This is a genomic window from Sinomicrobium kalidii, assembly GCF_021183825.1.
Lineage (GTDB): Bacteria > Bacteroidota > Bacteroidia > Flavobacteriales > Flavobacteriaceae > Sinomicrobium > Sinomicrobium kalidii.
Window position 1 is genome coordinate 3,377,942 of the sequence record NZ_CP089211.1, and the last position, 12,603, is coordinate 3,390,544.

Genomic DNA, 12,603 nt, shown 5'->3' on the forward strand with positions numbered 1-12,603 from the left:
GGTGAACGGGAAACTTTTTGCATCATCTTATCACACTAAACAGAAAAATAACATGAAAAACAATGTTTTGGGATTGCTTTGCTTTTTAATCATTGCAGTCGCTCCGGCCCAGGTTTCGGACAAATTCAAGAAGAACAAGGAGTTAGGGGGGATCGAGGAATACGAATACCAGCCCAACGGCTTAAAGATACTGCTGTTACAGGACAACAGCACCCCGGTGGTGACCGTACAGGTCGTATATCACGTAGGTTCCACGAACGAGGTCAGCGGGACCACCGGGGCCACGCATTTGCTCGAACATTTGATGTTCAAGGGGACACCGAAATTTAACAAGCGAAAGGGCACGGCCATTTTTCCCACGCTACAGAACGTTGGCGCAAGAATGAATGCCACTACATGGTACGACCGTACCAATTATTATGAGACCATTCCCAGTGACCAGATCGAACTGGCTCTGGAAATAGAGGCCGACCGGATGCGGAATTCCCTTTTGCTTGAGGAGGACAAGGCAAGTGAGATGACCGTGGTGCGCAATGAATTCGAACGGGGAATGAACAGCCCCGCCCGCCTGTTGCAGAGCCAGATCTGGTCCGTGGCCTATATGGCAAGTCCTTACCATCATTCCACTATAGGCTGGAGATCGGATATAGAAAACGTACCTATGGAAAAACTCCGGGAGTTTTACGACACCTATTACTGGCCCAACAATGCCACACTTACGGTGGTCGGGGATTTTCAAAAGGACGAGGTGTTCCGGCTGGTGGATAAGTATTTCGGAAAGATCACGAGGTCCCCTCACGAGATCCCGCAGCCCTATACCACGGAACCGGAACAATTGGGCCCCCGTAAACTCGTGGTAAAAAGACCGGGGAAAGTCGGAATTGTGACCAGGGCCTATAAGATTCCCGGAAAACGTCACGAAGACTATCCTGCACTGGAAGTGTTATCCGATCTTTTGGCGGCAGGCCCTTCCTCCATTTTAAACAAGACCTATGTAGATACCGGGATCGCCCTGTACGCCAGGGCCGGGGCCAATGCTTTTAAAGATGCCGGGCTGTTTACGATCGATCTGGGAATAAATTCCGAAAAGGAACATGAGGACATTGATTCAAAATTAATAACGACTATAGACAGTATTAAGGCTCTTGATTTTAACCAGGATGATATCGACCGTATCCTGTCCAAAAAGGAAGCACAAAATATATTGTACAGGGATGGTTCCGGTGTAATTTCCTCCATGCTCAACGAAGCCATTGCCTCTGGTGATTGGACCGGTTATGTCACGGATATCGAAAAACTAAAGAAAGTGACCAGAGAAGATGTTAAAAGGGTAGCCCGAAAATACCTGGATATAAACCAGAGTACTACCGGATATTTTATTCCTGAAAACAGCGATCCGAAACAGGGAGGAAATCCCGGTTCGCAGGGGGAAGACAAAGGGTCAAAAATGTTTTTCAGGGATCCCGGCCTCGTCATGGGAACAGAAGCAGAAGTATCTCCCCGAAAAGAAGATGATCTCAAAGCTGTTGCGGGGATTAATTCCAAAATAAAAAGAAAGGAGGTGGCAGGTATTGATGTCATCAGCCTGAAAACCTCGGCCAAAGACTTCGTTTCGGTCAATGGCAGTCTTTCGATTGGCGATTATATGGAATCCGGGGAGAATGAGCTGATCCCCATGCTTACGGCTTACATGCTCAACAAGGGGACACAGCAAAAAAACAAGGTTGAATTTTCCCAGGCGCTTGAAAAGTTGGGGGTACATATCTCCGCATCGGCTTCGGACCGGAATATCCATTTTTCCTTTAAATGCCTGAAAAAAGATATTCCCGAAGTGATAAGCCTGTTTTCGGAAGCATTGAAAATACCCTTGTTTGATAATAATGAATTTAACCTGTTGAAGGGGCAGCTTAAAGGCAATATGAGCGAACAGCTCAATGACCCGGGAAGGCAGGCCAGGATCAAACTGTTACAGACCATTTATAAACCCGGTCACCCGAATTACGCCCGGTCTACCGAAGAAAGCCTGGAATTGCTCGACAAGGCCACGATAGAAGAAGTAAAAGCCTTTCACAAAAAATATTTCGGCACGGCCTCGTTCCGCCTGGTTGTGGTTGGGGATGTGGATGAAGAAAAAGTACACACGGCATTAAAAAATAATTTTTCCAACTGGAAGGGTGGAGTCCAGGAGGATCTGGACGTTGAAAAGACTGATGAGGTCATGGAGATAGCTTCCAGGAAAACAGAGAAAGTTTTTATTCCCGAAAAGAGCAGTGCCGAATTACTGATCGGTCAATATACCGGGCTGAATGAAAAAGATCCGGATTATATGGCGTTCTACCTGGCCAATTCAATCTTGGGGTCCGGCTTCTCGGGCAGGCTAATGGCCACGGTCAGGGACAATGAAGGCCTTACCTACGGCATAGGTTCCGGGCACAATGGTGATGCATTGACAGGAGGATACTGGACCGTCAATGGCACTTTTAACCCGGATTTGATGGATAAGGGATATGAATCCACCATGCGGGAAATCAATAAGTGGTATGCCGATGGAGTGACAAGGAAAGAGCTCGAAAATATAAAATCCTATCTCACGGGAAGCTATAAAGTAGGAATGTCAACGACAAGGAGTCTTGCCGGTACCCTCATGAATTTTGTCAATAAGGGCTATGCACCCGAATATATTTACGAGTACCCTTCAAAAATTATGGAACCCGGTCTGGATGAGGTCAACAAAGCCATAAAAAAATACCTGGACCCTGAGAAACTGGTTATTGTAAAAGCCGGAACGTTGGGAAACAATGATTAACTCTATGAGAAAAACAAGGTTTTGCCGTATAAAACGTTTTGCCCTGTTGCTGGTGATCGGACTGGCAGGGATGTTAAATACCCAGGCACAAATTTACGACCCTGTAACGTGGACAACAGAAGTTGAAACCGTTTCAGAGCATGAATATATGCTGTGGATAAAAGCCTCCATAAAGCCCGGGTGGCACCTGTATTCCCAGGTTGTTCCCGAGGACGGCCCGGTAGCTACGGAATTTTCCTTTGAGGAATCCGGGGCATATCGTTTGGTCGGTAGTGTTGAGGAGGAAAAAGGCCATACGGTACACGATCCCGTATTTGATATGGAGATCACCTATTTCTCCGGTTCGGCTGCGTTTTCACAAAAGATTACTTCCAAAGGGAATGATGGTTTTACGATTGAGGGAGAAGTCACCTATATGGTCTGTGATGAACAGCGTTGTCTTCCGCCGGAAACCAAAAAGTTGAGTTTTACCATTCCGGGAGAAAACGGGGCTGTCACCGCTGTCGAAACAAAGGAGAATGATATCGACAAAGAAAGAGTGACGGAAAGTGCTGATCCTGCCGACGTGTCGGGAAAAGGGGAGCACCGGGAAAGTCAAAAGGGACTTTTCACCATCTTTTTAATCGCTTTCCTTTCAGGGTTCGCCGCATTGCTGACGCCTTGTGTGTTCCCCATGATCCCCATGACGGTAAGTTTCTTTACCAAACAAAGCAAGACAAGGGCAGCCGGGATCAAAAATGCCGTTTTTTACGGGATTTCCATCGTGGTGATCTATGTGTTTTTAGGATCATTGGTCACGGCCGTTTTCGGAGCGGATTCCCTGAATGCGTTATCCACCAATGTTTGGTTTAACGTGATCTTCTTTTTACTGCTGGTGGTATTTGCCGCCTCGTTCCTGGGAGCTTTTGAGATCGTACTGCCACACTCATGGGCCAATAAGGTGGACAGCCAGGCCAATAAAGGAGGGATCATCGGGATCTTGTTTATGGCCCTGGCCCTGGCCATTGTTTCATTTTCGTGTACAGGCCCTATTGTGGGCACTTTATTGGTGGAAGCTGCCAGTAAAGGCGGATTGGCCCCCGTCATCGGGATGCTGGGCTTCTCCCTGGCATTGGCCTTGCCATTTATGTTGTTTGCCATGTTCCCGGGATGGTTAAATTCCTTACCGCGATCGGGAGGATGGCTGAACTCGGTAAAAGTCGTTTTGGGATTTTTAGAGCTGGCCCTGGCCTTTAAATTTTTGTCGAATGCCGACCTGGTATTGCAGTTACACTGGCTGGAAAGGGAAGTGTTTATTGCCGTCTGGATTGCCATTTTCGGTATGCTGGCCCTGTACCTCTTCGGGAAGATCAGCCTGCCCCACGATTCGCCCCTGAAACACATTTCAGTAGGTCGTTTGGGATTAGGATTGTTGGTCTTATCGTTTACCGTCTACCTGGTCCCCGGCCTTTGGGGAGCCCCGTTAAAACTTATCAGTGGTTTTCCGCCGCCCATGCATTACAGCGAATCCCCTTACGGGGTAGGTTATACCAAAAGCAGTGGAAGCGGTGCTTCACATACGGAATTGCCCGAAGGTGCACATTATGGCCCCCACGATATTGTGGCCTTCCTCGATTATGAGAAAGGGATGGCCTATGCCGGAAAGGTGGATAAACCGGTGATGATCGATTTTACCGGCCATGCCTGTGTCAACTGCAGGAAGATGGAAGAGCGCGTATGGAGCGAAAGCGAAATATTAAACATCCTGAACAATGAGATCGTGCTTATTTCCCTGTATGTCGACGATAAGCGGGAATTGCCTGAAAACGAGCAGTACGTATCTGAAACCACCGGAAAGGAGATCAAAACCATAGGGAATAAATGGAGTGATTTCCAGATCACCAGGTACAAGGCCAATGCACAACCGTATTACGTCCTGGTCAATCACGAAGGCAGGAACCTTAACGACCCTGCCGGGTATACACCGGAGGTGGATGAATACGCAGCCTGGCTGAACGAAGGAATTAAAAACTACACTAAAAACAAACAGCGATGAATAGACTGAGTTTAATTGTTATGACCGCGGCGTTTAATCACTATAAAACAACTTAAATTGCCTTTAAAATTATGGAAGTACACTTGGAAGAACATTTTAAGACTTTCCGGGATCATACTATAGGAGATCAGAACGTTTTTCAATCGCCCTACGGGGAGCAGAAAGTATTGTATGCCGACTGGATTGCCACCGGAAGGTTATACGGTCCGATCGAGGATAAAATAAAAGATAAGCTGGGTCCGTATCTGGCCAACACGCATTCCTTTTCCAGTGAAACAGGAAAGATCACAACAGAGATCTACAGGGATGCCCGGTCCATTATCAGGAAGCATGTCAATGCCGGTGAGGATGATATTTTAATAACAACCGGTTCCGGGATGACCGGGGCCCTGTCCCGGCTGATCGGCATTCTGAAACTCCGGAAAGATCAGGTAAGATACGATACGGAAAGACCAGTGGTGTTTATCACCCATATGGAACATCATTCCCATCATGTGCCCTGGTTTGAAACCCATGCCGATGTTGTTATAGTCCCTCCCGGTGAAGATATGATGCCATGTCCAGAACAACTGGCGGAACAGGTGAAGCAATATGAGGGGCGCAAACTCAAAATAGGAGCCTTTACGGCATGCTCGAATGTTACGGGGCTAATTACCAATTATTCTGAACTGGCCCGGGTAATGCACCAGTATGGAGGCTACTGCTTTGTTGATTTTGCGGCCGCTGCACCCTATGTGGATATCCATGTGCACTCTGAAAATAAAGACGAGCGGTTGGATGCCGTTTCCTTTTCCCCGCACAAATTTCTGGGCGGGCCGGGTGCTTGTGGTATTCTGGTCTTTAATAAGGAGCTCTATCGGGTTTCAACTCCCGAGATCCCGGGCGGGGGAAACGTCAAATGGACAACGCCCTGGGGAGAGCACGCCTATTTTGATGCTATAGAGACCCGGGAAGACGCCGGAACTCCTGGCATTATACAAACGATCAGGGCTGCGCTGGCCATCAAATTAAAGGAACAGCTCGATCCGCAATTGATGGCAGAAAGAGAGCAGGAGTTGATGGACTGTTTTATGAACGAATTACACGGGGTAAGAGAAATTGAATTTTTAGGGAATACCCGGGCCAAAAAGATCGGGTGCATCTCCTTTAACATCAATGCAATGCACTACAATCTCGTGGTACGGCTGTTAAACGACCGCTTTGGTATCCAGGTCCGGGGCGGGTGGTCCTGTGCAAGTACGTACGCCCATTACCTGTTCGGACTGGACAAGGCTGTATCTGCCTCCATCATGGATCGGATCGATCAGGGAGATTTGAGCAATAAACCCGGTTGGGTACGTGTTTCCATGCACCCCACCATGGATTTTGATGAGATCCGGTACATCGCCGGGGCCATAAAAGAGATGATACGGAATAAGGACGAATGGCAAAAGGATTACAGGTACAATCCTTCGGATAATGAATTCGAATATATTCATGACATCCGTACGGATTCTGAAAAGGAAGAATTTTTTGAACTATAGTTTTTTTGATCGGACGGATTTAAATACTACAATATGAAAGAAAATATAAAGTGTCTTATCATCGGATCAGGGCCGGCGGGTTACACGGCGGCCATTTATGCGGCCAGAGCGAATATGAACCCCGTTTTATATCAGGGAACCCAACCGGGCGGGCAATTGACCACAACCAATGATGTGGAAAATTTTCCGGGATACCCGGAGGGCATAACAGGCCCGGAGATGATGATCCAATTACAGCAACAGGCCGAACGTTTCGGAACAGACATCAGGGACGGATGGGCCACGAAAGTTGATTTTACCGGCCCCGTTCATAAAGTATGGATCAATGATACCATAGAACTTCATTGTGAAACCGTAATTATTGCGACAGGAGCCTCGGCCAGATACCTGGGATTACCTTCGGAACAAAAATATCTCCGGTCAGGAGGCGGTGTTTCGGCTTGCGCAGTGTGTGACGGTTTTTTCTATCGTAACCAGGAGGTGGTTATTGTGGGAGCAGGAGATTCGGCCTGTGAGGAAGCCCATTACCTTTCGAAATTATGCAGGAAAGTCACCATGCTGGTCAGACGTGATGAATTCCGGGCCTCGAACATTATGGAAGCGAGGGTCCGCAAAACAAAAAACATTGAGATCCTGTTCAATACCGAAACAGAAGAGGTATTGGGAGACGGGCAACTGGTGACAGGAGTGCGTATAAAAAACAATATCACCGGAAAAACCACAGACATCCCTGCCACCGGATTTTTCGTAGCCATAGGGCACCAACCGAACACGGATATCTTTAAAGGTCATCTCCAGCTGAACGAAACAGGATACATTATTAATACTCCGGGCACGGCACAGACCAGTGTGGAAGGTGTTTTTGTATGCGGAGATGCGGCCGATCACGTTTACCGGCAGGCTATTACCGCGGCCGGGACCGGGTGTATGGCCGCCCTTGAAGCCGAACGCTATTTGTCCTCGGTTGAGTTGAGTACAGTTGAATAAGAACACATACAGTATTTAACTGTAAATTTTGTTAGTAGGGTTAAAACCTGATTGTCAAAAGAAACGTTACTAAACTTTTGTTCTCATGTAAGTTAGTATTTGAGTTGGCTACTGGTTTCTTTTGAATAAACACGGGGTGGATAAAGCCCCGTGTTTTACAAGCTTATTTAGGATCAGGATCAAAGGTTGTGGGTTTTTTCGCTTGTTGTAAGTTTCCCGTTTTGGTTTTGCCACGGATACACGAATGTTTTTCGGGTTGAATGTTGCAAATGAGGTTGTATTTTAGTTATTTGGTTATTCAGTTATTTAGGCATCACGTATGAACTGAATAACTCATTAACCTGTTAACCCGACAACAAGACTATAATGTTTTACACTATTCAAGGGCGGCTGCAGTAAATGACTCTCAATTGAGGTCAATACAAACACTGTAACAAAAAGGAACTATTTGATAGATCGCAAGTCGAACCTCTTATGTTCTGCTGTTTATGTCTGAACCCCAACAATGTCCACAACTTTTAGAACTGATCTCTTATTTATAGTATTGGATGAAAAATAAAAGTGTTTTAAGAGAAATATCGGGGTTTTTGTGTTTAGACTTTAACATATCATACAGGGCTCTCATGGAGAATGAGAATTCAAGAGTTTTTTACAACTTTTGGGCTTGATTTGGTTTTGAAAGATAGTAAGTAAATATTCCCCCTGTTCCGTACAAAAGTAGCCCTGTTCGGAGCCCAAAAAATAAAAAACCCTGTAAAATCAATACTTTACAAGGTTTAAACTGTACTCGGAGCGGGACTTGAACCCGCACGAACATTGCTGTTCATTGGATTTTAAGTCCAACGTGTCTACCAATTCCACCATCCGAGCGTGAAATTAAATATTTCAACCAACTCCGGTGATTGAACCCTTCGACTGTGTTCAGTACATGGGAGTTCAGGGGAAACTGGAGCCGAAACCGAGCGAAAAACGGGATTCGAACCCGCGACCTCCACCTTGGCAAGGTGGCGCTCTACCAACTGAGCTATTTTCGCATTTTTTAAGAACGTGCCCGTTCAGGGCTTTATTGCGGATGCAAATTTAATGCTTTTCTGTAAATGGCAAAGAATTTTTTTGAAAAACAACGCTTTTTTGCCCCTGATAACACCTGCTGTTCCGGGAATATCTTGAAATTGAAATCATTATATCCTCTCCCCTGGATCGGGCGCTATTTGGACCTGGTGAGCATGCGTTTTATTTCGTTGAGTTTCATCAGTGCTTCCACCGGGGTAAGCGTATCGATATCCGTGTGGAGAATTTCTTCCTTGATGTCTTCCAGCAGGGGGTCGTCCAGGTTGAAAAAACTCAGTTGCATATCGTTTTCAACCAATTTCAGGCTGTCTGAGAGCTCGTCTGCCGAATGCGATTTTTCCAGTTTTTTCAGGATTTTATTGGCTTTCTGGATCACCTGTTGCGGCATTCCCGCCATTTTGGCCACGTGGATACCGAAGCTGTGTTCACTGCCCCCCGAAACGAGTTTACGCAAAAACAACACCTTGTCTTTTAGTTCCTTGACCGAAACGTTGTAATTTTTTATCCGGGGAAAAGTTTCGGTCATTTCGTTGAGTTCGTGGTAATGTGTGGCAAATAGCGTTTTTGCCCGGGCGGGGTGTTCGTGTAGGTATTCGGATATGGCCCAGGCTATGGAAATACCGTCATAAGTGCTGGTGCCCCGGCCGATTTCGTCGAGCAGTACCAGGCTTCGTTCCGAGATATTGTTCAGGATGGAAGCGGTTTCGTTCATTTCCACCATAAAAGTGGATTCCCCCATTGAAATATTGTCGCTGGCACCGACACGGGTGAAGATTTTATCGACGATCCCGATACGGGCTTCATCCGCAGGAACAAAACTTCCCATCTGGGCGAGGAGTACAATCAGCGCCGTTTGGCGGAGTATGGCCGATTTACCGCTCATATTGGGCCCGGTGATCATGATGACCTGCTGCTCTTCGCGGTCGAGGAAAACGTCATTGGCAATGTAGGCCTCGCCTATCGGCAATTGTTTTTCGATGACCGGGTGCCGTCCGTTTTTGATGTCCAGCTCAAAAGAGTCATCGATCTGCGGACGGGTATAATTGTTTTCCCGGGCGAGTTGTGCAAAACCACTCAGACAGTCCAGCTGTGCCACCAGTGCGGCATTGGCCTGTACCGGGGAAATGAATTGCCTCATCCATTCTACCAGTTGCGCAAACAGTTGCTGTTCCAGTAACAGTATTTTTTCTTCCGCGCCCAGTATTTTGGCTTCATATTCCTTGAGTTCTTCCGTAATGTACCGTTCGGCATTGACCAGTGTCTGTTTTCTGGTCCATTCGGCGGGGACTTTGCTTTTGTGGGTGTTACGGACTTCAATGTAATAGCCGAAAACGTTGTTGGAATCTATTTTAAGGGAAGTGATACCGGTACGTTGCGACTCGCGTTCCAGCATCTGGTCCAGGTAATCTTTCCCCGAAAAGGCCAGCTTGCGCAATTCGTCCAGTTCTTCGGAGAACCCTTCGGCTATGGCATTGCACTTTTGTATGTTCACAGGCGCATCTTCCCGCAGGGTTTCCTTGATTTTGGAACGCAGGGTGTCACAAAGGTGTAATTTACCGCCCATATTTTTCAGGGCCTCTTCCGCACTGTCGGCCGCAAGTGCCTTTATCGGGACAATGGCTTCCAGCGAATTCTTGAGCTGGATCACTTCCCGCGGGTTGATCTTCCCGGTAGCCACCTTGGAAATTAGCCGCTCGATATCGCTGATCTGTTTGATCTGTCCGCGGATTTTCTGCAATGCGGATTCTTCCCGGAGAAAATAGTTTACAACACCGTGGCGCTGCTTTATTTTTTCGCCGTGCTTTAACGGAAGGGCCAGCCAGCGTTTCAGCATACGTCCCCCCATGGGGGAAATGGTCTTGTCTATGACATCGATAAGTGTAACCGCGCTGGCTGCCGTTGAATGATAGAGTTCCAGGTTCCGGATGGTAAAACGATCCATCCACACATACTCCTCTTCAGCGATGCGGTTGATCGACGTAATATGCTCCAACTGGTTATGCTGGGTTTCCGACAGGTAATGCAGTGCGGCCCCGGAAGCAATGATACCTTCGGCCAGGTGATCTATACCGAAGCCTTTCAGTGAACTGGTCCTGAAATGGTTGGTGAGGGTCTCATCGGCAAAATCTTCCTGGAATACCCAGTCTTCCGTAAAAAAGGTATGAAGGTCATTGCCGAATGCCCCGAAAAAGTCCTGTTTGTTTTTCTTGGACACGAGGACTTCACTCGGATTAAAATTACGTAACAGCTTATCGGCATACTCCGTATTTCCCTGTGAGGTTAAAAATTCCCCTGTGGAAATATCGAGAAAGGCAATACCGAGTTGTTTTTTGCCAAAGTGCAGGGCACAGAGAAAATTGTTGTCCTTGGCATGGAGGATATCGTCGTTAAGGGCTACTCCCGGGGTAATGAGTTCGGTAACGCCGCGTTTTACGATTTTTTTGGTGAGTTTCGGGTCTTCGAGCTGATCACAGATAGCTACGCGTTCCCCGGCCTTCACCAGTTTGGGGAGGTAGGTGTTGAGGGAATGATGCGGGAACCCGGCCAGTTCGGTACGGTCTCCGCCGTTGTTCCGGTGGGTAAGCACAATGCCGAGTATCCTGGCCGCTTTTACGGCATCTTCGCCGAAGGTTTCATAAAAGTCCCCCACACGAAACAAAAGCATAGCATCCGGATACTTGGCCTTGATCTGGTTGTACTGCTTCATTAAAGGCGTTTCCTTCTTACTTTTTGTAGCTGCCAATGTTGTTTGTGGTTTAAGGTTCAATGTTTAAGGTTCCAGGTTACAAGTTGCAGGTTTGGTCATGCCTGTTACCCCTCAAGGGGGGAGCCATTCTTCATTTAAAAGGATATAAACCTCCCCCCTTAAGGGGGGCAGGGAGGGTGTCCCTCCGGGATAACTACCCGGATACCTTTTTTCAGGCCTTTTCCTAACAAGGGCGAATTTATGAATTATTTCATCCGTTTGAAATTTTTGTTTACAGGAAAAGCTGTTATCCGCAGGTTTTGTTTTGGACGGTAAAAGCTTAATTTTGTTCCGTACTCATCGAAAGGCAAAACAGGCAGTATGCGAAAACTGAAGAACAGCGAACTGGAACGATTACGGGTGGAAGAGTTCAAACAAGCGGAAAAGACCCCTTTGATAATCGTCCTGGATAACATCAGGAGCCTTAATAATATAGGATCGGTATTCCGTACGGCCGATGCTTTCCTGGTGGAAAAAATATACCTGTGCGGTATTACGGCGACACCCCCGCACAAGGATATCCATAAAACCGCATTGGGGGCCACGGATAGCGTAGCGTGGACGTATGTAAAAGATACCCGGGACCTGGTGCATCAGCTAAAGGAAGAGGGCGTTATTACCGTGGCTGTGGAACAGGCGGAAAATGCAGGGATGCTCAATGATTTTACACCGGAACGGGAAAGGAAATACGCTGTCATTTTCGGTAACGAAGTAAAAGGAGTGAATCAGGACGTAGTCTCATCCTGTGACGAGGTTGTAGAGATACCACAATACGGAACCAAACATTCCCTGAATATCTCTGTGAGTGCAGGGGTAGTGATATGGGACTTTTTTAATAAGATCCGGTTTACAAACAAATAATGGATAACAGGATGATTTATGACCGGATTTTTGAGAAGACGGATTTTTCGGCAAACGGTCCGGACAAAGGGGAATATGAAAACTGTTTGTTTGTAAATTGCAGTTTTTCACGTGTTGATCTGTCCGGAACCGATTTTTTCGAATGCCGTTTTTCCTATTGCGATTTCAGTATGGCAAAGCCGGTAAACACGGCATTTCGCGATGTGGTGTTCGAACATTGTAAACTTCTCGGTATTCCGTTCGATCGCAGTAACGGTATTTTGCTGTCTTTCCGTTTTGAAAATTGTAGCCTTGATTTTTCTTCTTTCTTCGGGATGAAGCTGAAGGCGATGCATTTTAAAAACTGTAAGCTGGAAGGTGTGGATTTCAGGGAATGCGATCTGAAGGAAGCGGTTTTTGAGAATTGCGACCTCACCGGGGCGGTTTTTGAAAACACCGTTCTCGAACGTGCCGACTTCAGGACTGCATATAACTTTTCTATCGACCCGGAAATCAATCGTCTCCGGAAAGCCCGGTTTTCCATGCAGGGAGCTGCCGGATTACTGGAAAAATACGGTATTATCCTGGAGTAGGA

The 12,603-nt window shown here is 46.9% G+C and carries 7 protein-coding genes and 2 tRNA genes; 6 read left to right on the forward strand and 3 right to left on the reverse strand.

The features are described from left to right. Positions 1-52: 52 nt before the first annotated feature. The 4 genes from LS482_RS13640 to trxB all read left to right on the forward strand — a co-directional run bounded on the left by LS482_RS13640 (position 53) and on the right by trxB (position 7,351). On the forward strand, positions 53-2,806 hold the full coding sequence (locus LS482_RS13640; RefSeq protein ID WP_233028074.1) for a M16 family metallopeptidase: 2,754 nt from the start codon (positions 53-55) through the stop codon (positions 2,804-2,806). Between the two features lie 4 nt (positions 2,807-2,810). Then, entirely contained in the window at positions 2,811-4,841 is a 2,031-nt protein-coding gene (locus tag LS482_RS13645; protein WP_437440997.1) for a protein-disulfide reductase DsbD family protein, read from the forward strand. Between the two features lie 71 nt (positions 4,842-4,912). After that, positions 4,913-6,364, forward strand: a complete 1,452-nt coding sequence (locus LS482_RS13650; protein WP_233028075.1) for an aminotransferase class V-fold PLP-dependent enzyme — start codon at positions 4,913-4,915, stop codon at positions 6,362-6,364. A gap of 33 nt (positions 6,365-6,397) precedes the next feature. Next, entirely contained in the window at positions 6,398-7,351 is a 954-nt protein-coding gene (trxB, locus tag LS482_RS13655) for a thioredoxin-disulfide reductase (RefSeq protein WP_233028076.1), read from the forward strand. 784 nt (positions 7,352-8,135) lie between these two features. On the opposite strand, the gene LS482_RS13660 is transcribed toward trxB, so the two are convergent. The 3 genes from LS482_RS13660 to mutS form a co-directional block, all read right to left on the reverse strand. After that, positions 8,136-8,221: transfer RNA gene (locus tag LS482_RS13660), tRNA-Leu, on the reverse strand. A 91-nt stretch (positions 8,222-8,312) separates the two neighbouring features. Further along, positions 8,313-8,385, reverse strand: a tRNA-Gly gene (locus LS482_RS13665). A gap of 173 nt (positions 8,386-8,558) precedes the next feature. Further along, positions 8,559-11,129, reverse strand: coding sequence for a DNA mismatch repair protein MutS (gene mutS, locus LS482_RS13670; RefSeq protein ID WP_233031827.1), 2,571 nt, complete (start codon positions 11,127-11,129; stop codon positions 8,559-8,561). 360 nt (positions 11,130-11,489) lie between these two features. On the opposite strand from mutS, the gene LS482_RS13675 reads away from it, so the two are divergent. Together LS482_RS13675 and LS482_RS13680 are read left to right on the forward strand one after the other, a co-directional pair. Continuing rightward, positions 11,490-12,029, forward strand: coding sequence for an RNA methyltransferase (locus tag LS482_RS13675; protein WP_233028077.1), 540 nt, complete (start codon positions 11,490-11,492; stop codon positions 12,027-12,029). Beyond that, on the forward strand, positions 12,029-12,601 hold the full coding sequence (locus LS482_RS13680) for a pentapeptide repeat-containing protein (protein ID WP_233028078.1): 573 nt from the start codon (positions 12,029-12,031) through the stop codon (positions 12,599-12,601). Before LS482_RS13675 ends, LS482_RS13680 begins: the two co-directional genes overlap by 1 nt. The last annotated feature ends 2 nt before the right edge of the window (positions 12,602-12,603 follow it).